Genomic DNA, 23,483 nt, shown 5'->3' with positions numbered 1-23,483 from the left:
CAAAATCGCGCGGACATTGCCAAAAACGAAATTGCAAAGCAACCGTGCAAACGGCTGGATTCCCGACGATTTTTGCAGGCTTTTCAGGCCGTTTCACCGCGATGCGGGACTCACATCGCGCGGATCAGGGTGGGCCGGATTTCCTTCGTGGTTCCGTCGGTCAGCCCAAGGTCGGTGAGGTGCGGACCGGGATTGCAGGCAAGCGACTGGCCGCTCAGCGCCTTGAAGGTTCGATAAGGCGGCTGCCACGTGCAGATCTCGCCGGCCGCCTTGACGATTCGCTTGTGGGCGGCGGCGACTTCGGCCGGATCGCCGAGCGAGAGCATCCCTGCGACCGGATAGGCGAGTTGAGCGACCACCGCTCCATCCTTCACCACGACGATCCCCCCCTGCATGCCGATCACCGTATTCGCAGCCAGCGCGAGTTCCGCCGGGTTGTGGCCGTACAGGATCAGGTTGTGCGAGTCGTGCGAGTAGGAGGTCGCGAACGCCCCGCGCCAGCGGTCCCAGCCTTCGATGATGGCCAGTTGCGGCTTCGGATCGTTGCGGCCGTGCCGGTGCACGATCGCCATCACGCTCAGGTCCTCTGGCACCACCGCAAAGCCGTCGCGGACCTCGACCTCGATCTCGCTCCAGGCGTTGAAGCGGGCGCCCTTGATGGTCTGGATCAGCGCGCGCCCGTTAGTGACGCCCGGTATCCGGATGCGGAAATCGTCGGAGGTCAGCGGCCCGACCCGCATGGTGTTGTCGAGTGGCGGCTTCGTCTCGGTCGTCGGCACGATCATCCGGCCGCCCTGCGCGACATGGCGGCCCCCGGTATAGACCGCCTCCACCCTCACCTCGTTCAGGTCGGACAGCACGACGAGATCGGCACGCCGCCCGGCGGCAACGAGACCGAGATCGTCGCGCCGCAGGCGGATCGCGTTGTTGATCGTCGCGCAGCGGATCGCCTGCAGCGGGTCCATGCCGTAGCGGATCAGCCGACGCAGCACGTCGTTGATGCCGCCGAACTCGACGAGGTAATCCGGAAACACGTCATCGGTGCAGACCGTCAGGCTGGTCGGGATGACCGGCAGCGTGTTGATCGCGGCCACGACGTCGGGGAGCAGATAATCGTGCGAGCCGCGGATCTCGACCGTGAAGCCGGCGCGCAGTTTCTCCAGCGCATCGGCGCCCGAGGTGATCTCGTGATCAGCAGAGATGCCGGCCGCAAGGTAGGCCATCAGCCCCGGTCCGGTCAGACCGCGCGCATGCCCTTCGATGATCTTGCCCGACGCGTTGGCCGCCTCGAGGATGCCCATCATGCGCGGCTGCGCTTCCAGCACCGCCCGCATGTCCATCACTTCGGCAAGTCCCGCAACGTCCGGCCAGGACATCAGTTCGCGGATCTCGTCCGACCTGAAATCGGCGCCCGATATCTCCAGTCCGGGCGCGGCCGGAACGCAGGACGACGCCTGCACGATGAAGCGCAGAGGCAGATTGCGCGTTGCCTCGATCGCGTAGCGGATGCCGTCGAGTCCCAGCACGTTGGCGAGTTCGTGCGGGTCCCAGAAGATCGTGGTGGTGCCCTGCGGCACCACCACTTCCGCATATCGATGCGGAAGCATGTGGGAGGACTCCACGTGCACATGCGCGTCGATGAATCCCGGCGTAACGAGCAGCCCGTTGAGATCGTGCGTCACGGTCGCGTCGGAAAAGGCGCCCGGCGCATGCACGCTGGCGATCATCGGACCGACAATGCCGATATCGGCCTCGCGGATCTCCAGGGTCGCAACGTCCGCGACGCGCGCGCCACGCAGCAGCAGGTCGAACGGCTCCCTGCCCTGTGCAGCCGCGATCGCGCGTCTGCGGACCGCGAACGGGATCGATTCCAGCACGGGCTTACTCGGCCTTGATGTTGGCCGCCTTCACGAGCGCGGAAAACTTCTCGTTCTCGGCCTTGAGGAAATCGGCAAATTCCTTCGGCGAATTGCCGACCGGGATCAGGTTCGACGCCTTGAGCTTTTCGACGACGCCCGGCTCCATCACCACATCCGCAAGCGCCCGGTGCAGCTTTTCGACGATCGCAGGATCGGTCTTGGCGGGCGCAAACAGGCCGTACCACACCGTGACTGACACATTCTTCAGATCGGGATGTTCGGCAAGGCTCGGCACATCGGGTGTCAACTCGAACCGCTTCGGCTCGGTGATGCCAAAGGCCTTGATGTTGCCGGCCTTCACGTTCTGCATCGCCATGACCAGCGGCAGCACGGCGAGATCGATATTGTTGCCCATCAGGTCGGTCGGGATCTGCGCGCCGGTCTTGTAGGGCACGTGCACCATCTTGACCTTGCCTTCGGCATTGATCATCTCGCCCGCGACGTGGAGCGAGGTGCCGACGCCGGACGTGGCGTAATTGTATTTGCCGGGGTTCTCCTTCAGGAGCTTCATCAGCTCGGCGATATTGTTCGCCGGGAAGTCCTTGCGCCCGAGCAGCACCAGCGGCGAGGACCCGACCATCGAGATCGGTGCGAAGTCCTTCGCCGCATCGTATTGAACGATCGATGGCGACACGAGCTTCGCGATCACCATCGTGCTCTCGACCGAGAACAGCAGCGTGTAGCCGTCCGGCTCCGCACGCGCTGCGCGCTGGGTGCCGATCACGCCGCCCGCCCCGGAGACATTCTCGATCACGATATTGCCGCCGAGCTTCGCCGCGAGACGATCCGAGATCAGCCGCGCCACGGCGTCGACGCTGCCGCCCGCCGCATAGGGCACGATCAGCGTGATCGGCTTCGATGGATAGGTCTGCGCCTGCGCCGTCTGGGCAGCCAGACTGACTGCGAACGACGTGGCGAGTACGGCGGTGAAGCGGGCAAATTTGTGCATAGACATGCTCTCTTGACGACGGCCCGGCAGCGTTGACGGCAGATTGCGCCGCCACACGCCGTCCCGCAAGAGCACCCGGAAGTTGCAGCCGCCCTAGGCGAGACTGCGCCGCTGACGCAGCACCAGCCAACCCAGCATCAGTGCCGCGGTCAGCACCACGGGGAACACGATCTCGTTCACCGCAGCCCAGCCGAACTGGGCGAGCACCTTGCCAGAGCCGAAGGAGCCGATCGCCATCGATCCGAACACCAGGAAGTCATTGAAGCTCTGAACCCGCGTCCGCTCTTCCGGGCGATGGGTCTGTGTCACCAGCGTCGTTGCGCCGATGAAACCGAAATTCCAGCCGACGCCAAGCAGCACAAGGCCGACCCAGAAGTGCCACAGCGTGACGCCGGATATGCTGATCGCGGCACTGATGAGCAGCGTCACGAAGCCGGCTGCGATCACCCGTTCAACGCCGAAGCGCGCGATCAGCGTGCCGGTGAAGAAGCTCGGCACGAACATCCCGAGCACGTGCCATTGCAGTCCGAGCGCCGCGTGCGTGACCGTGTGATTGCATTCGATCATGGCGAGCGGGGCTGCCGTCATCACCATGTTCATCATCGAATAGCTCGCGATCCCGCACGCGACGGCCACGATGAATTTCGGCTGCCGCACGATTTCTGATAGCGGACGTCCGGCATTGGCGCGCGCGGCCGCTGACGGCATCGGAATTTTCAGGAACATCAGGATAATTCCGGCCAGCACGGCAATCGCCGCCTGCGCCAGATAGGTCGCGGCGAACAGATAGGGCGGCATCATGTCCTTGGTCGCGATCACGACCTGCGGGCCGACGATCGCAGCGAACACGCCGCCGATCAGCACCCACGAAATTGCTTTCGGCCGGAACGCATCGCTCGCGGTGTCGGCCGCGGCAAAGCGATAGGCCTGATGCGCCGCGGCATAGAGCCCGGAGAAGAACGCCCCGACATTGAAGAGAGCGAATGAGCCATACAGCACGCCGACGCAGCAGATCAGTCCGGTCAGCACACCGCACACGGTCCCGATCTGAAAGGCCGTGCGGCGGCCATACCGGCGCGCGAGCGCGCCGACCGGCAGCGTTCCGAGCCACATGCCGATCACGTAGACGGTGATCGGCACGGTCGCGAGAACCTTCTCCGGCGCCAGCATCGCGCCCGTGATCGCGCCGGTCGCAAGCAGCACCGTGTTGTTACCGCCGGCCATCGCCTGCGCGATCGACAGCACAATCGCATTTCGGCGCGCGAGCGTGTCGTCGATCAGATGATGCGATCCGTCAGCAACAACCGACATGGGATTCCCCGGCTAGTGGTCCGATTCTAACATTCGCATCCCTTCTCGGCGGGTGCTTTTTGCGAATGTTAGAATCAAAGGACCACTAGCAAGTATTGGATTCTAGTGGAGCTTTGGATTTGACATTCGCATCGCGAAGCTCGCGGCTGGGCATGTAGCGAATGTCAAATCCGCTCCACTAGGGCGACGCCTACATATCCGGTCGGTTGAATGTAAACCAGCCTGGAAAAGTCAGGTCAGAACTGCCATGCGCCGGGATGCCGGATCGGGAGCGCCCTTAAAGCCGCAGTATCGGGGGTTCCCATCTGCCGCATCGCAACAGAAATCTCCTCGATCAGCATATCGGTCACGTAATTGGCGCCATCGGCCCCGGCGGCACCGACGCCGTAGAGGAATGCCCTGCCCGCCAGCGCAGCGTCCGCGCCGAGCGCGACCGCCCGTAGGGCATCGAGCCCCGAGCGCACGCCGCCGTCGAACAGCACGGTCGCCTTGCTCCCCACCGCGCGGACAACCGCCGGAAGCATGTCGATCGCGGCCGGCGCCGCCTCGAGCTGACGCCCGCCATGGTTGGACACCTGGACACCGTCGAGACCGATCGCGACCGCCTTCTCCGCGTCGGCCGGATGCATGACGCCCTTGATCACCATCGGGCCCTTCCAGACATCGCGGTAGCGCTTGAGCTCTTCGAAGGTGAAGGCGCCGCCGACCTCACGCTGCGCGAACCAGGCGATGTCGTTCTTGCTCGGATTGTCCCCGCAATAGGGCGCGAAGCAGGGAAAGCTCGGCTGCCCGTTCTGCAGCAGCGCCGCGACCCAGTGTGGTGACACGGCGGCCTGCATGATCGTTTTGAGCGTCGGACGGAACGGAAGCGTCAGGCCGTTGCGCAACTCGCCCGGCCGCTTGGCGCGGCCCGGCGTGTCGACGGTCATCACGAGCACGTGGACGCCCGCCTCCTGCGCGCGCCGCACGAGATCGAAACCGACCCGGTGATCGTCGCGCGGCAATCGATAGAGTTGGAACCACACCACATCGGGCGCGAGCTTCGCGGCTTCTTCCAGGGCAAGACCGCTCACGGCGCCGGCGGTGTAGGGAATGCGTGCACGTTGCGCAGCGCGGGCCAGATGCCGCTCCGCGCCCGGCCAGAACACGCTCTGCAAACCCATCGGAGCAACGCCGATCGGAGCGGAGTAATGCCGACCGAACAATGTCGTATCGGTCGCGATTGGCCCCTTGTCCGCGCCGACGCGCGGCACCAGCTCGATGTCATCGAGCGCATCGGCATTGCGCTTCACACCGAGATATTGTCCGGCGCCGCCTGCGACAGTCTCGTACCCAAGCGAGGGAATGCGCCGCTCCGCGGCCTTGCGCAGGTCCTCGACCGTCGGATAGCGCCGGCGCAGCTGCGCCTCGCGTGAATTTCCGGCGACGCCCCAATGCGTCGCTGGCTTCCTGGCATCGGTGCGATCGTGCATTTCGATTCCCCCGCGCTCCTTATAGCGCGCGTGTGACACCGCAAATCTAAGAAATGGCAGATCTCAGAAATGACTGAACGACCCGTGCGCGAAAGCGAGCTGTTTGCCATCAACATCGATGACCTGAAGCGGCTCGCGGCCGGCGACGATCTCCCCGATCTCCGTGACCGGGACCGCGGCGGTGTTCGCGAGTTCGCGGAAGGCCGCGACCTTGCCGGCGGGAATGGTGACGAGGATTTCGTAATCGTCGCCGCCGGTCGCGATCACCTCGATCAGGCTCGGCGCCGTGGCAAACGCCCTGCGCGCTGCAACCGAAAGCGGAATTTTCGCGGCGTCAACACGCGCGGATACGCCGGACACATCGCACAGCTTGGCGAGATCGCCGATCAGTCCGTCAGACACGTCCATTGCAGCCGACGCCAGCACGCGGACCGCCTCCGCCATTGCAGTCCTCGGCTGCGGCACGCGATAACGCCCGGCAAGATGGGCGGCCTCGTCATGGCTGAGCGCCCATTGCTCGATGTGATCTGGATCCTGCAACAGCTTCAGACCGAGTGCAGCATCGCCGATCGTGCCGGTCACGAGGATCACGTCGCCGGGCTTTGCCCCGGCCCGCTTCACCATCGTGCCGCGCGGCAATGTTCCGAAGGCCGTGATGGAGGCCCAGAGCGGGCCATTCGTCCGAACGGTGTCGCCGCCATAGACCGGACAACCATACAGGCGGCTATCCGATTGCAATCCCGCGACAAAGCACTTCAGCCACGTCTCCGCCGTCCCCTCCGGCAGTGCCATGGTCAAAAGGCATCCGGCTGGATGCGCCCCCTTGGCTGCGAGGTCGGACAGGTTCACCCGCAGCGCCTTGCGCGCCACCGTTTCCGGCGGGTCATCCGGCAGGAAATGGATGCCCGACACGACGGCGTCGGTTGTGAGAACGAGTTCGTGTCCCTCAGGCGGCGCGTAGATCGCGGCGTCGTCAGTGAGACCGAGAGCCCCCTGTGCTGTCGCCAGTGGCTTGAAGTACGTGGCGATCAGTCTGTCTTCGCCTGACGACATGAGCCGACATCCGGTTGCGCTATCGCGACGTCCCGAACTCCTCCGCCCGGGAACTGCGCGCGAGCATATCGAGCACGGCATTCACCATACCGGTCTCGTCGCGGTCGACGAAGGCGTTTGCGACGTCGACATATTCCGAAACGATGACCCGCGCCGGGATGTCCTTGCGGCTTTCGATCTCGAACGCACCGGCACGCAAGACCGCACGCACAAGTGCCTCGACGCGCTTCAGCGGCCAGCCCCTCGTCAGGGCCTGATCAATTACCGGGTCGAGCTTGCGCTGATCGGCCACAACGCCGCGCACGATGTCGCGGAACAGGTTGGCGTCAGCCGGCAGATATTTGTCGCCCTCAACCTCGCCACCGAGCCAATGGCTCTCAAACTCGGCGAGGATTTCGTTCAGATCGGTGCCGGCAATGTCCATCTGGTACAGCGCCTGGACGGCAGCAAGCCGAGCCGCGCCGCGCCGGTTGGCCTTGCGCTCGTCTTTCCGCCCCTCGCCGGACGAACCGCTCATCGTTTCGCCTTCGAGACCGCGCGCTTGATGTCGATGAGTGCCAGTGCCGCACGCGCAGCGGCGCCGCCTTTGTTGCCTTCGGTCACGCGTGCGCGAGCCCAGGCCTGCGCCTCGGTATCGACTGTGAGGATGCCGTTGCCGATCGGGATCTTGCGCGCGACCGACACGTCCATCACGCCACGCGCCGATTGTTCCGAAACGATTTCGAAATGAAAGGTCTCACCCAGGATTACGCAACCGAGCGCGACGGCCCCGTCATACGGTTTCTTCCGCGCAGTCGCGGCATCGAGCGCGATGGCGAGAGCGGTCGGGATTTCGAGTGCGCCGGGTACGGTGATGACGTCATATGCCGCTCCCACCTCGTCCAGCGCTGCGGTCGCACCGGCGAGCAGCGCATCGGAGAGCTGCTCGTAATAACGAGCCTCAACCACCAGAACTCGCGCGCCCTTGAGGCTCGCATCCGCCTTTTCTGTCTTGGTTGTCTTGCTTTGTCGCGGTCCGGCCATTTTTCATCTCCGTTGCGGCGCCACTAACTACACGCGGCGCAGGTCCGCAAGGGCGATGATCGCGCGTTATTTCGCAGTCTCCAGAAGGCGCGCCGCATAGCGCGCCATCAGGTCAACCTCAAGATGCACCGGCGTCCCGGCCTGCCACGCATTCAGCGTCGTCACCTGCAAGGTGTGCGGGATGATGAGGACCGAAAAATCGTCGCCGTCGACCTCGTTCACGGTCAGTGAAGCGCCGTCGAGCGCGACCGATCCCTTTTTCGCGATGAACCGTGCAATCTCGTGCGGCGCAGTGAGGACAAACCGGACCTGCTCTGCCAAATCCTCGCGCGATTTCACCCGCGCGATTCCGTCGACATGCCCCGTGACGATATGTCCGCCGAGTTCGTCACCCATCTTCAGCGAGCGTTCGAGATTGATGCGCGTGCCGACGGTCCATCCGGACGCGTTGGTTAGCGCGGCAGTCTCGGCGGCAGCGTCCACAGCGAACCAGGTGCGGTTGCCGCTGAGCCCGGTTTCGACCACGGTCAGGCAGATGCCGGCGCAGGCGATCGAAGCGCCAATGTCGATCGACGCGCGGTCATAGCGGCACGCGATCACAATGCGGCGCAGACCGTCGGCCTTCGGCTCGACCGCATCCACTTCGCCGATATCGGTGACAATCCCGGTGAACATCTAGCGCCGCTCGTACCGCTCGAGCCTGTCGGCGCCGACGGTCTCGACGCCGGACAGGATGAGGTTGGGAGAAGCCGTTAGAGCGCCGAGCGGAAGCCCGTCAAGCGCATCGACGCCGTCCGACCCGATCGTGATCGGCCCGTGCAGCAGCACGGCCTCGTCCACGAGATCCTCGCGGACAAACGACGCCGCAACCCTTGGGCCGCCCTCCACCATCAGGCGCGTGATCCCGCGCTCGGCGAGCGTGTGCAGCAGCGCCGTCAGGTCGAGCTTTCCATCGTGGGTCGGTACCCTCATGACGGCGACGCCGCGGTCGCTCAACGCCTGTTCCCTTTCGCTCGGCGCGTCGGTCCCGCCAATCACCCAGACCGGAATCTCCGATGCGCTCGCCACAAGTTGTGATGTGGGCGGCAGGCGCAGCGACGGGTCGAGCACGACCCTGACCGGAGACGCCTTCAGCATGCCCGGCAGCCGGCAGGTCAGCGCCGGATCGTCCGCGAGCACCGTGCCGATGCCGACGAGGATCGCGTCACTCATCGCTCGCATGAGATGCACGCGCGCCCGCATCTCCTCGCCGGTGATCTGGACCGGCTTGCGCCCTGCAAGCGCGGCCTTGCCATCCACGGTTATTGCGAGTTTGAGCATCACGTGAGGCCGGCCGTCGAGGATGCGCCGGATATGCCCGGCATGAGCGCGCCGCGCCTCATCGGCGCACAGCCCCGCAGAGACGGCAATGCCGGCCGCGCGCAGCCGTTCGTAGCCCTGCCCGGCAACGCGCGGGTTGGGATCTTCAAGCGCCGACACGACGCGCGCGATCCCGGCCTCGACAATCGCGTCGGCGCAGGGCGGCGTCTTGCCGTGATGCGAGCAGGGCTCGAGCGTCACATACAGCGTCGCGCCACGCGCGGCGTCGCCGGCCTGTTTGAGAGCTTCGGTCTCCGCATGCGGCCGCCCGCCAGGCTGCGTCCAGCCGCGCCCGATGACGATGCCATCCTTGACGGCAACAGCGCCGACTGCAGGGTTCGGCCAGGCATTGCCGAGCCCGCGCCGGCCGAGCGTCAGCGCCAGCTGCATGAACCTGCGATCGTCGTGCGCGCTCACTTGCGCTGCGGCGGTGCGGCCTTGCCGTCCTCTTCGCTTGCGAGTTCGGCGATCGCATCCTCGAAATCCTTGCGCTCGCGGAAATTGCGATACACCGAAGCGAAGCGCACATAGGCAACGTCGTCGAGCTCGCGCAGATGCGCCATCACGACCTCGCCGATGGTGTCGGTCGAGATATCGCTTTCACCGAGACCTTCAAGCTCGCGCACGATCTTCGACACCATCTGTTCGAGGCGTTCGGGATCGACGTTGCGCTTGCGCAACGCGATCTGCAGCGAACGCATCAGCTTGTCGCGGTCGAAGGGAACGCGCCGGCCGTTGCGCTTGATGACCACCAGTTCGCGCAGTTGAACGCGCTCGAAGGTGGTGAACCGGAACTGGCAGGTCAGGCACACGCGCCGCCGGCGGATCGCGTTCGAATCCTCGGTCGGGCGCGAGTCCTTCACCTGGGTATCGAGACTGCCGCAATTCGGACAGCGCATGATGACCTTCCCCTCGTCATCGCCGCTTTCGGGCGGCGATGACGCCCTCGCCCTTTAATAGATCGGAAAACGCTTCAGCAGCGTCTTCACCTTGTCGCGCACGGCCGCTTCCACGAGCGAATCTTCTTCGGCCTGTTTCTGCGACAATACATCAAGTACCTCCGCAATCATCTCACCGACCTGCTTGAACTCCGCCACACCGAATCCGCGGGTGGTCCCGGCCGGCGTGCCGAGCCGGATGCCGGAGGTGATCGTCGGCTTTTCCGGGTCGAACGGGATGCCGTTCTTGTTGCAGGTGATGTGAGCGCGGCCAAGCGCCACTTCCGACACCTTGCCGGTCAGGCGCTTGGGGCGAAGGTCCACCAGCATCAGATGCGTATCGGTGCCGCCCGAGGTGATGTCGTAGCCGTTCGACTTCAACGTCTCTGCGAGCGCCTTGGCATTCTCGACGACGTTCTTCGCGTAAACCTTGAAAGACGGCCGCAAGGCCTCTCCGAACGCGACGGCCTTGGCCGCGATCACGTGCATCAGCGGACCGCCCTGCAGGCCGGGGAATACCGCCGAATTGATCTTCTTGGCGATCTCCTCGTCGTTGGTCAGCACCACGCCGCCGCGCGGCCCGCGCAGCGTCTTGTGCGTCGTGGTCGTCACCACATGCGCATGAGGGAACGGCGACGGATGGACACCGCCCGCGACGAGTCCCGCGAAATGCGCCATGTCGACGAACAGATACGCGCCCACCTCGTCCGCGATCTCGCGGAACGCCTTGAAGTCGATGATGCGCGGATAGGCCGAGCCGCCCGCGATGATCACCTTCGGCTTGTGCTCCTGGGCAAGCTTGCGCACCTCATTCATGTCGATGCGATGGTCGTCCGGCCGCACGTTATAGGCGACCGCGTTGAACCACTTGCCGGAATAGTTGATCTTCATGCCATGGGTGAGATGGCCGCCGGCGGCAAGATTGAGACCGAGGAAGGTGTCGCCCGGATTCATCAGCGCGAAGAACACCGACGCATTGGCCGAGGCGCCGGAATGCGGCTGCACATTCGCGAACTGACAGCCGAACAGCTTGGTGACCCGGTCGATCGCCAGTTGCTCGGCGACATCCACGAACTGGCAGCCGCCGTAATAGCGGCGGCCCGGATAGCCCTCGGCATATTTGTTGGTCAGCACGGAGCCCTGCGCCTCGAGCACCGCGCGGCTCACGATATTCTCGGATGCGATCAGTTCGATCTCATCTCGCTGGCGACCGAGCTCGCTTTCGATTGCGGCTGCGATTTCCGGGTCGCTCTCGCGAAGGGGCGCGGTAAACATATCGTTGCGCTCAGCGCCGGCCGCTGACCGGTCGGTTGCCGACATGACGTATCTCCTGGATAGCTCGATGCGGCGGGACTACCACGTCCGCCCGCCGGCCGCCAAGCGATAGCTTCTATCGCCTGAAAAGCCTCAATATCTAGCGCGAATCCGACCGCTCCAGGCGCCGTCGCAGCTTCGCCAGAGCGAGCTTCTGGAGGTCGGCCCGCGAGGCGTGGACAGGCCCCATGACCGTGACCTCGACCCCCGTTTCAGCATCGATGGCGGCGACCTTCATCACCGATCCGACCGCCGTGAACTCGAACAGGACCTCGCGGTGTTCGGACATATGAGAAATCGCACGTAAAGCTAGCCGCGACTGGTCGCCGGTGCGGAACCGATGCCGTCGCGTGAGTAGATATCGTCGCGGAATTGCACCACGCCGTCCGGCGTCGCCCAGGCAGTGACATAGACCCAGTAGAGCGGCACTGGTGTCTTCAGCCGAGCATCCTTGCGGTCGCCGGAACGGATCACCTCATCGATCTGCTGACGCGACCAGCCGGGCGTGCTCGCGAGCAGCCAAGTCACGAGCTCCCGCACATTCTGCACACGCACGCATCCGGACGAATGAAACCGGAAGTCCTCGCCGAACAGATTGCGCGACGGCGTATCGTGCATATAGACGCCATGCGCCGACGGGAAATTGATGCGGATCGCACCCAGCGAGTTGAAGTCGCCGGGGTCCTGCTTGAACTTGTAGTTGACCGCTTCGTCGGTATTCCAGTTGACCTGCGTCGGCTGCAATTCGTTGCCGCGCGCGTCGATGATCCGGATGCGCTGCTTGGTCAGATAATCCGGCTCTTCCTGCATCTTCGGGATCAGATCGCGTTTGACGATCGAAACCGGCACCGTCCAGAACGGATTGAAATTCACCTCGACGATGCGGCTGTTGATGTCGGGCGATGCGCGGTCCGGCTTGCCGACCACGGCGGTGTGACGCGTCACCGCGACGCCATTCTCGATCGCCTCGATCTGTGCCGCAGGAAGGTTGCACATCACGAATTTAGGGCCGAGATTGCCTGAGAAGCTTTTCAGCCGCCCGATGTTGATCCGAAGCTGCGCGAGCCGCGCTTCGATCGGGACATTCATTGCGTTGAGCGTTGCTTCGCGCACGAGTCCGTCGACGGTCAGGCCATGACGCGCCTGGAAGCGCTTCACCCCGGCTTCGACATAGGAATCGAACACGTCGGAGACGCCCGCGCTGGTCGCAAGATCGCCGCCCGCGATCAGCCGCTGGCGCAGCGCGATCACGGCCTTGTTGCGGTTGCCGAGCCGCATCCGCTCGCCGGTCGGGACCATCGGCCAGCCGCCCTGGGACGCGAGTTGCTCGTAGCGCGGGATCGCCGCCTCGGTGGTCTGCGCGGTCGCCGGCGACAATGTCGGCAGCGAGGACTTCGGCATCTTCACCGAGCGGATGCCGGAATCGTAGGTCTGACCGAAATCGCTTCGCCGCGTCTGCTCCATCAGGAGCTGCAGCATCTGATCCTGCGCCTGAGCGCGGCTTGCGACCAGCGCGGCGCCTGCCCCCAGCGTGCCGCGGCCAAGGTGGCGGAGCAGCGTGCGGCGGTTCCAGGACGATAGAAATTCCGGGCGATCGATCATGCGCGTGCGTCAGGCCCTGCGTGAAAGCGCATTAAATCCGAGGCGTTCGCGTTGGCAATGGGCGCAGCGGAAATTTGACCGCGGCGTTCAACCGCGCCCGTCCGCATGGACCTATTTTGCCAATCAGCGCGCCCGCAACTCCTTGGCCTCGCAGGGCAGACAGACAAGGCTGTTCGGCTTCGTACGCTGATATTGCTTGCAGTTCGGACAATATCGTCTTTGCAGCATCGGACCCCCATGGTCGCGACCGCATGGCCGCAGGCTGTGCTGAAACGCGGTGAACCTCACGTGGTGAACGCAGCAAGAATCAAGCCAAGAATAACAGGTAATGCGGCGGGAGAATGGTCGCGGCGCATTTGCGGCCTGTCGATGCGGGGCCGCATGCGTCATCGACCTCGGAGTATGATCAGGCGCGGGCAAAGACCAGCGCGACAGCGACCGCCAGAGCGAGCCAAAACACGATGCCAAGCGTAGCGGCGAAGGCCGGGTGCATGCCATCGCCGTTGGACTCGCCCCAGAGCTCGTAGATCTTGCGAGGCGTTCCGACCTTGCAGCGGCCGATGGTAGCGAACGGCACCAGGACACGCGCTGTATAATAGCCGATATACTCGAAGCCGGCGTCGATGAGAACGACAGCCGCGCGCAAAGCGAGTTCGCCCATGTGGCACTCTCCTCTTTGCATTGGGTCGCACCAACGCACGCGCGGGTTCACACCGCCCAGCCATGCCAGCAGATGCCAATAGCGAAAATGGCCCCGGCGTTTCCGCCGGGGCCAGTCAAGGTCGACACACTTGGCTTATTGAACCGCTGCGGCCATCACAGCCGATACAGGATCTGGTCGGTCCAGAAGCGCTCGAGGCGATGCAGCGACTTGTTCAACGTGCCGAATTCCTCCGCCGCGATGCCGCCCACCTGCTCAACCGTGCGCACATGCTTCTGGTAGAGATTCTCGACGATGTCGCGGACCTCGCGGCCCTTGTCGGTCAGCTTGATGCGGACCGAGCGGCGATCGACGCGTGAGCGCTGATGATCGAGGAAGCCCATTTCAACGAGCTTCTTCAGATTGTAGGAGACGTTGGAGCCGAGGTAATAGCCGCGCGTGCGCAGCTCGCCTGCGGTCAGTTCCTTATCGCCGATGTTGTAAAGCAGGAGCGCCTGCACGGAATTGATGTCGGCGCGGCCGCGGCGATCAAATTCGTCCTTGATCACGTCGAGGAGGCGCCGATGCAGGCGCTCCACCAGGGTCAAGGCTTCGAGATATAGCGGGCGAATGTGATCGAAGCGCTGCGCGTTCTGCGCTGGTTGCTCCGCCGGCTTCATAACGGCTTTCATGTGACGCCTTCCTTTGTAGTTCTTAGTGTCTTTATTGCGAGGCCCTGTTTTCCCCGCTTAAGGCCAATGTAGGAGTGATGATCTAAAATCGGATTAAACAACAGCATAAAGAGAAGATGAATTTAGCAGGGTGAACGATCGATTGAGCCTGCAATTGCAGGGCTTTTCGTAACCGGTGATTCACCCTTCGATGTCGCGTTTCGATGTGATCGCGCTCCTGCGTTCGCGCAAAAAAGCGGCTGGACTTCGACCAATTGTGCTGATGTCCACGACGGGTTCAATGCATGCGGGCAATCACGTGCGGCATGCGCAGGACGGTGTCCGAATCTGTCCCGACTCCGGTCGAAACCGCACGTCCCGTATTCGGACAGGATGTAAAATGGTCGCCATGCAACACGCCGTCCCGCTTCGGGACGCAACCCTGGGTGCCGTGGAACAGACCGCGAATTAAGTTTGACGCAGCATCCGCGGGGCGACGCACAAGCGCCGCGAATGCAGGTTAGATGAAAGGCCGCTTGCGGCCATCCGGGAATTCAAAATTCGCGATCCGGGCCAGGCCTTCGCGGTCGAGGATCTCGAACGTCCTGCCCTTCCAGCGCATGGTGCGCGTTGCGCTGAGTTTCTTCAGCGTCTTGTTCGCATGCACGAGTGACATGCCCAGCGTGTCGGCGACGTGCTGCTGGGTGAACGGAAACTGGATGGTGTTGCCCTTGGTCAGCGACACCTCCTGCGCACGAACGAACAGGTTGAGGAACAGATAGGCCATACGCTCGATCGCAGTGCGCCGCCCGATGCTGACAAGGCTCTCTTCCAGCATCTGTTCTTCGCGCGCGGCGAGCCACGTCACGTCGAAGGCGAGCGCCGGAAATTTCGTGAAAAGGTCCCACAGCTTGTCGCGGGGAAAGATGCACAGCGTCATGTCGGTCAACGCCTCGACCGAATGCTCCATCTCGTCGGCCACCGTTCCCTGCAGCCCGAGGAAATCCGAAGGCATCGCAAAGTTGAGAATTTGCCGACGTCCGTCCGGCAGCGACTTGTGACGGAACGCCCAGCCGACCAGCACGGTGTAGAGATACGCCGAGTTGGTGCCCTGGAGCAGAATATTGGCGCCGGCCTCGATGTTCAGTTCGCCCGACTTGAAGGTTCGAACGAAATCGAGCTCCACCGGAGTGAAATCGCGCAGCACCTCCATCGCACGCAACGGGCATTGCTCGCACGGCACCTGCCGGCCTGGAATCGCAACGACACCGGTGCCGGGTTTGTTGTGAGAGGCCGTGCGCCTTTTTGAAACAGCGGGCATGGGAGAAAGGTCGCCATGAATGTGGCCGACCTAACGCGCGACGCGCGGTTTGGTTTCAGCCGCCTCTGCAGAAAGGTCGTGGTCGGGAAAGACGAGCCTTCGCAACGATTCGCATGGTCGCGCCTAAACTTGATCAACCCTTGGCGAGACTTCCTACGCGATCAACAGTCTGAGTTGCTCGGCTCCAAGGGTCCACTCGCCGCGCAGATACATAACGCTCGTCGATCGCAGGTCGCATCTGCGTCGGGCGATGTGCGACGCTCCAAGCGCGATTGGGTTGCCACCCGCTGAACCGCCTTGCTCTCACGCTTTCGGATAGATGATCGTGCCGTCGGAGCGGACGACGGCGCCGGGCGTGAGCGTTGCCGGATCGGCGCGCCCCTCCGCCATGATATGGAAAACCGTTTCCCCGCCGGCGATCAGATAATCGGCGACGATCCGGCGGTGACATCGCCACCAGACCGCCTCCGAGCACATGACCGTACAGCGCTGCCGGCGTCCTGCCTCAATCAGATGCGCAAGCCCCGCTGCGAAAGGAGCGGACAGCGCGTAATCGGCATAATTGTGAAAGCTGCGGTTGGACCAGAGATCGTTGACGTCTTGCGAAACCGCTTCTGACTTGCCGCGAAGTCCGCCGAGCGCCGCCATGTGTTCATATGAAATGCCGGAGGCGGCAAGAGACGATGGCAGAGCGTCGGTGTTGAATTGCGGGTTCGCCCGCGACCGCGGCACCGTCCTGATATCGGCGACGAGGCCGACTTCGGATTCACGCAGCAGCCTGACGAATGCCTCCAGGGTCCGGTTCGAATGGCCGATCGTGAAGAAAGGAAACGTCACGATACGCCTTTCGGCGGCGCCGAACGCGTCAACGCACTACCTTTATGTGCCGCGACGTGATCGGTCTGGTTGCTTTTGATCTCGTATTGCGGATCGTCTTTCGTCGCGTGCCGGGTATGCCCCTTGTAGTCGAAGTCGCTCGTGTGAACGGCAATGATCGTCCCGGACACCCGCCCGGCCTCAGAATTCCAACTGACGTGATCGCCGATCTTGAATGTCCTGGCCATTGGATGCCTCACGCGAGCCTCCCGAACGCTGCAGTGCGGATTGGTTCAGGGCGCAATCCGCCGGTGCGCGGTCGCGCCCAGCTCGGAATCTGGATATCGAACAGGCCGCCCCACATCGCTCGCGCGCGGCCGGCATTCGTCGCAGCCGTAACGGTAAACGCTCAAACGGCAGCGAAATTTCTGCGATCTCACTCCCCCCGCAAAAAGCGGATGATTCCGGAGAAGTCGCGCGCGCCCTCGCCCGCATCGACGTAGCGCTCGTAGATGGCGGCGGCACCCGCGCCGAGCGGCGTCGGCGCCTTTGCCGCCTTCGCGGCTTCCTGCGAGAGCTTCAGGTCCTTCAGCATCATATGCGCGGTGAAGCCGGCCTGATAGTCGCGATTGGCGGGCGACGTCGGCACCGGTCCCGGCACCGGGCAATAGCTCGTCATCGACCAGCACTGGCCGGACGACTTTGAGGAGATGTCGAACAGCTTCTGTGCGTCGAGACCCAGCTTCTCGGCGAGTACGAAGGCTTCCGACACCGCGATCATCGAAATGCCGAGGATCATGTTGTTGCAGATCTTCGCGGCCTGTCCGTTGCCGGCGCCACCGGCATGCACGATCGTCTTGCCCATGGCCTCGAGGATTGGCCTCGCTCTGGCGAAGGCTTCGTCCGACCCGCCGACCATGAATGTGAGCGTGGCGCCCTGCGCGCCGCCGACGCCGCCGGACACCGGCGCGTCCACCATCATCAGCCCCCTCGCCTCGGCAGCCGCCGCGACCTCGCGCGCCGTCTCCACGTCAATGGTGGAGGAGTCGATGATGAGCGCGCCTGCGGCGGCGCGTTCGATGATGCCGTCCGGACCAAGATAGATCTCGCGCACCTCGGCACCCGACGGCAGCATCGTGATCACGACCTCGGCGTCGGCCGCCGCTGCGCCCGGCTTGCCCGCCGCGATGCCGCCTGCGGCTACGTGCTTGCCGACGGCGTCGAGACTGATGTCGAAGCCGAGAACCTCGTGGCCGGCCTTGATCAAATTCTGGGCCATCGGGCCGCCCATATTCCCGAGGCCGATAAAGGCTATTCGCGCCATGGTCCGCCGTCCTCCCAGCCGAGCTATCCTGCTTCTATGAGCATGACATCAGTGTGGATGCTCGCGCGCCGATTGCAGCGCAAGCACCAGATAAGTGCAGAGCAGGACCAGTTCTATCACCACAACAAGCCATGAACCGCCGTAGATCTGCGGGAAAAACACCTGTACTGCCGCCATCGACACGGCCGCAGTCAGCCAGACCACTGCGCCCCAGACAGCGGCGAGCCACAGACCAACGGCGGCGACGAGATCGATGATCGCGAAATAGACCGTCGCCGTCTGCCAGGGAATAGATTCCGTCGAAAAGCGTGAATCAGGTCCTTCGCCGATGCCGAGAACCACGGACCAGTGATAAAGCCCCTTCAGCATCGACACGACCGCCATCGCGCGCAGAAACCAGATCAGCCAGCGCGTCCACTTGCCCTGCTGCTTGTGCTCGTCATCGGCATGAACCGGCGCCATCGCGACAGGCTGCGATTGGATCGCAGGTTCAGGCGTTTCGGCGGTGGCGGGCTCGCTCATGTCAACTCCAGTTCGTCACCAGGCAATCTTGCGAAATGCCGCGCGACCAGATCGTCCGGCACCGCCGCAAGACTGTCAGGCGACCAGCGCGGCGCGTTGTCCTTGTCGACGATTACCGCGCGCACGCCCTCGACCATCTCCGAACCATAGACGATCCGGGACACGATGCGAAATTCGGCGGCCATGCAGGCCTCGAAGGAGTGCACGCGCCCGTATCGCATCTGGGCAAGCGCGAGGACGAGACTTGTCGGTGATTTCGTCCGGATGGTCTGTGCTGTTTTCGCAGACCATTCGGAATGGTCGGCACTCTTCTGTGCCTCACGCTCGAGCGCCGCGAGGATTGCGCCGACGCTATCCCAAGAGAATGTCCGATCGATGGCGCGGCGCCGTGGCATGACCTCGCCCGGCCCCACCTGCTCCATGAAATCGGCGAGGATCGCATTCACCGGATCGCTCCCGCACAGCGCCTCGAGCAGCGCAGGAAAGCGATGCGACTTCACGTGATGGGTCGCGGCGCCCGACAGCACGGCGTCCGCCGCTTTCAGCCGGTCGCCGGTGAGCGCCAGATACGTACCGATCTCACCCGCGAGACGTGGGAGTGCATAGGTCCCGCCGACGTCCGGGAAAAAGCCGATGCCCACCTCCGGCATGGCAAAGGCATAACGCTCGCCCGCGACGCGATGCGAACCATGGATCGAAATGCCGACGCCGCCGCCCATCACGATCCCGTCGATCAGCGAGACATACGGCTTCGGATAGCGCTTGATCGCCGTGTTGAGGATGTACTCCTCGCGAAAGAACGACAGCGCCTCGTTCTGCCTGCCCGCGGTGATCAGTTCGTATAGCGCACGAATGTCGCCGCCTGCTGAGAAGGCGCGATCACCATTCGCAGTGACGAGGACGCGCGTCACCGCATTGTCGCGCGCCCATGCATCGAGCTGCGCCGCCAGCGCACGCACCATCTGGTGCGTGATCGCATTCAGCGCCTTCGGCCGGTTGAGCGTCACCACGCCGGCGCTGCCGCGCCGATCGAACAGGATGTCGTCCGTATTGCTCACGTCAGTTATCCAGCAGATCGCGGCTCACGATCAGTCGCATGATCTCGTTCGTGCCTTCGAGGATCTGATGCACGCGCACGTCGCGCAGCACGCGCTCGATCGGATGATCGCGCAGATAGCCGTAGCCGCCGTGCAATTGCAGGCAGCCATTCACCGTCTCGAACCCCGCATCCGTCGCGAGACGTTTCGCCATCGCGGCAAGCCGCGTCGCGCCCGGCTCACCCACGCTCACCGCATGCGCAGCGCGCCGCACCATCAGGCGCGCCGCTTCGATCTCGGTCGCATAGTCGGCAATCCTGAAGCGCAGCGCCTGGAAATCCGAAAGCCGAGAACCGAACTGCTTGCGGTCGCGCATGTATTCGATCGTCCGATCGAGACAGAACTGCGCCCCGCCGAGTGAACAGGCCGCGATGTTGAGCCGCCCGCCATCGAGCCCCATCATCGCAATCCTGAAGCCGTCACCTTCCTTGCCGATCAGATTGTCCGCGGGCACACGGCAATTCTCGAAAATCACCATCGCGGTCGGCTGCGATTTCCAGCCGAGCTTGCGTTCCTGCGCGCCGAATGACAGCCCCGGCGTCCCCTTCTCCACCACGATGCACGAGATGCCTTTCGGGCCCGCGCCGCCGGTCCGCACCATGCAAACATAGACGTCGGATGTGCCGCCACCCGAGATGAAGGCCTTGGCGCCGTTTAGAACGTAGTGGTCGCCGTCTCGCTGCGCGCGGGTCGCAAGGCTCGCCGCATCGGAGCCCGCACCCGGTTCAGTCAGGCAGTAGCTCGCGAAATGCTCCATCGTGCAAAGCTTCGGCAGGAAGCGCTTGCGCTGCGCCTCGCTGCCGAACGCGTCGATCATCCACGCCGCCATGTTGTGGATCGAGATATAGGCGGCGGTCGAGGTGCAGCCCTGCGCCAGTTCCTCGAAGATGATGGCGGCGTCGAGCCTCGTCAGTTCCGAACCGCCGACATCGCCTTTGACATAGATGCCGCCAAAGCCGAGTTGCGCCGCCTCCCGCAACGTCTCGACCGGGAAAACCTCGTTCTCGTCCCAATGCGCCGCCTGCGGCATCATCGCGTCGCGCGCGAATTGCCGGGCGGTGGCCTGGAAGGCACGCTGGTCCTCGGTGAGGGCGAAATCCATGCCGAAGCGGTAGGTTAGCCGCGCCGCTACGTCAAATGCGGCGAGCGGCCCTCACCCCGCCGGCTGCGGCTCCGGGAATTTCCATTTGCCGTTGAGGACCTCAGGCTTCGGACGATACAGGCGGACCGTATAATTCCAGCCATCCATGATCGGCAGGCAATTCGGAATTTTGCCGTCGCAGCCACCGAACTGGATGACGACCGCTCCATCGGCTTCTTTTTTCGCGGTTATGTTGTTGACCGAATAGGCGTTGTACGGATTCTTCGCGTAATAGCCTTTCGCATCGTACAGGCTCACCGACCAGAAGGCATTCACCGGCACGTCCTTGACGCGCAGCTTGTAGACCGTCTTGCCGTCATTCTTGGCCGGTGTGATGTTCAGATAGGTCGCGTCCTTGTCCGGATTGCCACCCCAGGCGGCCGCCGATCCGATCAGATGACGGACCGGATCGACTTCCGCCTTGGTGCCGAACGCTTTCCTGAAATCGGGAATTGTGCTGCTGAGCACCAGCAGCGCGTCACGGACCTTTTTCTGGCTGACCGGGTCCCAGTTCGGCACTTCGAACTTGCCGGATGCCTTCTGGCTGACCTTGATCGCATCCTGCAGCGCATGAACTTGCTGGATGTCCTTTGGATCATTGGGGTCGACCAGCGTGCGCACGGCGGCGGCGACATAGCGGGTACCGACATTCTGCCGTGTGAGTGTATGGCTGCCGGCGCCGTAATGCACCGCCGGCACATAATGGTCCTCATTGATGATCTGCAGCGACATGAAGCGCTTGCCGGGATTCGGCATGGTGATCGTCACGGGCCCCGCATCGAGGTCGAAAATCGCCGATGAATACAGCGTGTCACGATTAAGTCGGATCACTGTCTGATCGTCGATCGAAGCCGGCTCACGCCGGTGGTTGAACTTCCCTGGCGCCCCCCCACTGTCCTTCAGAATGCCGCCAAGATAGAGGTCGCTTTCGGCGCGGATGAAATTATCGGCGGTGACGGGCACCGGCGAGCCGGCCGGCGCCTGCGCGTGCGCGGCGCCGGAGGCAAGCATTGCGGCGAGAGCAGCAAGGAAAAACTTTGCGTTCATGAGTGTCACCTTCCAATCTAGTTCACGACGTTGAGTGGCGGAGCCTTCCACTTGCCGCCGAGCGCAGCGGGCTTCGGCCAGTAGAGACGCATGGCGGCGAAGAACGGCCCCTTGGGCGCCGGCAGCCAGTTCGTTTCCTTGTCCTTGCCGGGAGATTCGTTCTGAACATAGAGAGTAATGCCGCCATCGGCATCGCGCTTGAGATTGGGCAGCATCGGTGAGTTGATCAGGTAGCGGTTGATCGGATTCGCATAGAGCAGACTTGCCGGCAGCTCGTACATGGTCAGCGACCAGAACGCATTGACAGGCGGCAGTTGACCCGGTGCGAAACGCAGCGTGTATCGATTGACGCCGCTGAGCGGTCGCTTCTTCTCATCGACGAAATAGACCGGGTAGAGCGCCTCCGCTTTCGAATTACCGTAAATTCCAAGGATAGCGCCGGACAGACGCGCCATGTAATCGCCTTTCAGGAAGGCACGCGTCCCGAAGCTGTCGGCGCTCGAGAGTTTACCCGTATCGACCTGCTTTTCCTTATACACCTTGAACGCCGCGAAGGCGTCAGCCATGCCATCTTCCAGCGCCTTGCGCATCTGCGGTGACAACGCACCGATGTCGATCGACTTACCGGCACCGATCCCGATCTTCGCGAAGCGCTGCATCATGGCAACCTCCGCCTTGTTGGTCGGACAGAAGCCCAGCACGAAGCTCATGATGTTGAAGGATTCGAGCGAGGTCCGCTCCTGTTCGGCGGTCAGCGGCTTGATGAAGTTCACCGCCGCCGGTGCGGCCGGCGCGGGCTTGCCCAAAAACGCCGATAGCGGCTCAACCTTGTAGCCCGCCTGTACCTTCTTGACGTTGTCGATATCGGCCGGATTGAAAAGCTGCGTGCGATACAACACGAAGGCAAACTCGGTTTCGGAGCGGATCACTTGCTTGATGCCTTTCGGCGCCTGGCCCTTCCATTTCGGCCCCGCCAGCAGAAAACGGCCCTCGCCGTTTCCTGTCGCCCGACTGCCGACATAGGCAAAATTGAACGTGTATTGATCGATGAATTGCAGCGAGTAATAGCGCCCCTTCTCCACCGCCGGCACCGTGAACACCAGCGGCTCGGCGCGCAGGTCTGCGCCGATAAAGGAATACGGCGTATCGGAATTGGGCGTCTGGATCGCCTTGTCGTCCGGCGTGTAGACCCGCGCATTATTGACGAGCGTATTCCAGGGCGCCTTGAATTCGGGACTGCCACGATCGACAAAATACGAATACTGGACGCGATAATTGTCGACGAGCGGGAAGCCATAGATCGTGGCCTCCTTGGCTATCGCGCGCGCCTCCTCGGGTGTCGTCGTCTGCGCCTGCGCCACCGACACGAAGCAGGTGGCAACGAGCAGACAGCTCAGGATTGAAATTGGCCGCATGATATATTTTCTCCGCGCACGATGACCGGTCGCTTTAGCAGCCTTGCGGTTGTCCGGAACGGGACGCCACATCTTGCATCTCCTTCGCGCAGCGCGACAGGAGGCGCAAGGCGCATGCATGGGTCGATTCAAACTCCCGTGATGGCATGGATGATCCTCGCTGAACCATTCCACGACCGGTGGCGGTGCAAATCGGGAAACGGTAAAAGGGCTGGGCAAGGAGTTCGCCATGGCAATCAAATATGGTCGGCCGCTCGAACGAAAGACCCGGGTCGTGCCACTGGAGGCGCCCCCTCACCTGCCGCTCGACCTCGCACATCGGCCGCGCCGGCTCCGGCGGGCCGACTGGATGCGCCGGATGGTGCGCGAGAACGAATTGTCCACGGCCGACCTGATCTGGCCGATCTTCGTAGTGGACGGCAACACCAGGCGAACCCCGGTACCGTCGATGCCCGGTGTCGACCGCCTGTCGATCGATGAGGCGTGCCGCGAAGTCGAACGCGCAGCGAAACTGACGATCCCGTGCATCGCGATCTTTCCATACACCGA

Annotated in this window: 24 protein-coding genes and 1 pseudogene; 1 reads left to right on the top strand and 24 read right to left on the bottom strand. The window is 63.3% G+C overall.

The window, feature by feature from the left end:
- Positions 1-110: 110 nt before the first annotated feature.
- The 24 genes from VNZ93_RS01915 to VNZ93_RS01800 all read right to left on the bottom strand — a co-directional run bounded on the left by VNZ93_RS01915 (position 111) and on the right by VNZ93_RS01800 (position 22,934).
- Positions 111-1,877: an adenine deaminase gene (locus VNZ93_RS01915; RefSeq protein WP_325699275.1), complete on the bottom strand. Its 1,767-nt coding sequence runs from the start codon at positions 1,875-1,877 to the stop codon at positions 111-113.
- 4 nt (positions 1,878-1,881) lie between these two features.
- The gene (locus VNZ93_RS01910; protein WP_325699272.1) at positions 1,882-2,868 is read right to left on the bottom strand and encodes a tripartite tricarboxylate transporter substrate binding protein; all 987 of its coding nucleotides are present in this window, start codon (positions 2,866-2,868) and stop codon (positions 1,882-1,884) included.
- 93 nt (positions 2,869-2,961) lie between these two features.
- On the bottom strand, positions 2,962-4,179 hold the full coding sequence (locus VNZ93_RS01905; protein WP_325699269.1) for an MFS transporter: 1,218 nt from the start codon (positions 4,177-4,179) through the stop codon (positions 2,962-2,964).
- Between the two features lie 236 nt (positions 4,180-4,415).
- Positions 4,416-5,651 (bottom strand): alpha-hydroxy acid oxidase, encoded by a 1,236-nt coding sequence (locus tag VNZ93_RS01900; RefSeq protein ID WP_325699266.1) that lies wholly within the window; start codon positions 5,649-5,651, stop codon positions 4,416-4,418.
- A 63-nt stretch (positions 5,652-5,714) separates the two neighbouring features.
- Positions 5,715-6,704, bottom strand: a complete 990-nt coding sequence (gene thiL, locus VNZ93_RS01895; protein ID WP_325699263.1) for a thiamine-phosphate kinase — start codon at positions 6,702-6,704, stop codon at positions 5,715-5,717.
- 19 nt (positions 6,705-6,723) lie between these two features.
- On the bottom strand, positions 6,724-7,221 hold the full coding sequence (gene nusB, locus VNZ93_RS01890; RefSeq protein WP_325699260.1) for a transcription antitermination factor NusB: 498 nt from the start codon (positions 7,219-7,221) through the stop codon (positions 6,724-6,726).
- Positions 7,218-7,727 carry a 6,7-dimethyl-8-ribityllumazine synthase gene (gene ribH / locus VNZ93_RS01885; protein ID WP_325699257.1) on the bottom strand — a complete coding sequence of 170 codons (510 nt, stop codon included), beginning with the start codon at positions 7,725-7,727 and terminating at the stop codon, positions 7,218-7,220. The genes nusB and ribH overlap by 4 nt, the downstream gene beginning before the upstream one ends.
- A gap of 66 nt (positions 7,728-7,793) precedes the next feature.
- Positions 7,794-8,402 carry a riboflavin synthase gene (locus VNZ93_RS01880; protein WP_325699254.1) on the bottom strand — a complete coding sequence of 203 codons (609 nt, stop codon included), beginning with the start codon at positions 8,400-8,402 and terminating at the stop codon, positions 7,794-7,796.
- Positions 8,403-9,476: a bifunctional diaminohydroxyphosphoribosylaminopyrimidine deaminase/5-amino-6-(5-phosphoribosylamino)uracil reductase RibD gene (ribD, locus tag VNZ93_RS01875; protein ID WP_414709947.1), complete on the bottom strand. Its 1,074-nt coding sequence runs from the start codon at positions 9,474-9,476 to the stop codon at positions 8,403-8,405.
- Between the two features lie 23 nt (positions 9,477-9,499).
- The gene (gene nrdR / locus VNZ93_RS01870) at positions 9,500-9,985 is read right to left on the bottom strand and encodes a transcriptional regulator NrdR (protein WP_325699249.1); all 486 of its coding nucleotides are present in this window, start codon (positions 9,983-9,985) and stop codon (positions 9,500-9,502) included.
- A 54-nt stretch (positions 9,986-10,039) separates the two neighbouring features.
- Positions 10,040-11,344: a serine hydroxymethyltransferase gene (gene glyA, locus VNZ93_RS01865; protein ID WP_325699246.1), complete on the bottom strand. Its 1,305-nt coding sequence runs from the start codon at positions 11,342-11,344 to the stop codon at positions 10,040-10,042.
- A 94-nt stretch (positions 11,345-11,438) separates the two neighbouring features.
- The gene (locus VNZ93_RS01860) at positions 11,439-11,627 is read right to left on the bottom strand and encodes a DUF6898 family protein (RefSeq protein WP_325699243.1); all 189 of its coding nucleotides are present in this window, start codon (positions 11,625-11,627) and stop codon (positions 11,439-11,441) included.
- A gap of 20 nt (positions 11,628-11,647) precedes the next feature.
- Complete coding sequence (locus VNZ93_RS01855; protein WP_325699240.1) at positions 11,648-12,940, bottom strand: L,D-transpeptidase family protein; 1,293 nt, start codon at positions 12,938-12,940, stop codon at positions 11,648-11,650.
- A gap of 406 nt (positions 12,941-13,346) precedes the next feature.
- Positions 13,347-13,601 (bottom strand): hypothetical protein, encoded by a 255-nt coding sequence (locus VNZ93_RS01850; protein ID WP_325699237.1) that lies wholly within the window; start codon positions 13,599-13,601, stop codon positions 13,347-13,349.
- Between the two features lie 155 nt (positions 13,602-13,756).
- Entirely contained in the window at positions 13,757-14,272 is a 516-nt protein-coding gene (ldtR, locus tag VNZ93_RS01845; RefSeq protein WP_325699235.1) for a transcriptional regulator LdtR, read from the bottom strand.
- Positions 14,273-14,771: 499 nt separating this feature from the next.
- Positions 14,772-15,572 carry a Crp/Fnr family transcriptional regulator gene (locus VNZ93_RS01840; RefSeq protein ID WP_325699232.1) on the bottom strand — a complete coding sequence of 267 codons (801 nt, stop codon included), beginning with the start codon at positions 15,570-15,572 and terminating at the stop codon, positions 14,772-14,774.
- A gap of 303 nt (positions 15,573-15,875) precedes the next feature.
- Entirely contained in the window at positions 15,876-16,409 is a 534-nt protein-coding gene (locus tag VNZ93_RS01835) for a DUF488 domain-containing protein (protein WP_325699229.1), read from the bottom strand.
- Complete coding sequence (locus VNZ93_RS01830; RefSeq protein WP_325699226.1) at positions 16,406-16,636, bottom strand: DUF2945 domain-containing protein; 231 nt, start codon at positions 16,634-16,636, stop codon at positions 16,406-16,408. The genes VNZ93_RS01835 and VNZ93_RS01830 overlap by 4 nt, the downstream gene beginning before the upstream one ends.
- Before the next feature lie 188 nt (positions 16,637-16,824).
- Complete coding sequence (gene mmsB / locus VNZ93_RS01825; protein WP_325699223.1) at positions 16,825-17,712, bottom strand: 3-hydroxyisobutyrate dehydrogenase; 888 nt, start codon at positions 17,710-17,712, stop codon at positions 16,825-16,827.
- 48 nt (positions 17,713-17,760) lie between these two features.
- Complete coding sequence (locus VNZ93_RS01820) at positions 17,761-18,234, bottom strand: DUF6163 family protein (RefSeq protein WP_414709946.1); 474 nt, start codon at positions 18,232-18,234, stop codon at positions 17,761-17,763.
- Positions 18,231-19,292, bottom strand: a complete 1,062-nt coding sequence (locus tag VNZ93_RS01815; RefSeq protein ID WP_325699220.1) for an enoyl-CoA hydratase/isomerase family protein — start codon at positions 19,290-19,292, stop codon at positions 18,231-18,233. The genes VNZ93_RS01820 and VNZ93_RS01815 overlap by 4 nt, the downstream gene beginning before the upstream one ends.
- 1 nt (position 19,293) lies before the next feature.
- Positions 19,294-20,433 carry an acyl-CoA dehydrogenase family protein gene (locus tag VNZ93_RS01810; protein ID WP_325699217.1) on the bottom strand — a complete coding sequence of 380 codons (1,140 nt, stop codon included), beginning with the start codon at positions 20,431-20,433 and terminating at the stop codon, positions 19,294-19,296.
- A gap of 51 nt (positions 20,434-20,484) precedes the next feature.
- A complete protein-coding gene (locus VNZ93_RS01805; RefSeq protein ID WP_325699214.1) occupies positions 20,485-21,519 on the bottom strand; it encodes a DUF1254 domain-containing protein in 1,035 nt (344 codons plus the stop codon).
- Between the two features lie 17 nt (positions 21,520-21,536).
- Positions 21,537-22,934 carry a DUF1254 domain-containing protein gene (locus VNZ93_RS01800; protein ID WP_325699211.1) on the bottom strand — a complete coding sequence of 466 codons (1,398 nt, stop codon included), beginning with the start codon at positions 22,932-22,934 and terminating at the stop codon, positions 21,537-21,539.
- Positions 22,935-23,163: 229 nt separating this feature from the next.
- Between VNZ93_RS01800 and VNZ93_RS01795 the strand changes: the two are divergent.
- Positions 23,164-23,483 (top strand): annotated as a pseudogene (locus tag VNZ93_RS01795) (porphobilinogen synthase); the annotation flags it as partial.

It is taken from the genome of Pseudorhodoplanes sp. (assembly GCF_035565795.1).
GTDB lineage: Bacteria > Pseudomonadota > Alphaproteobacteria > Rhizobiales > Xanthobacteraceae > Pseudorhodoplanes.
Note: the sequence above shows the minus strand (reverse complement) of the source record. Positions and strands in the feature narration are given on the sequence as shown.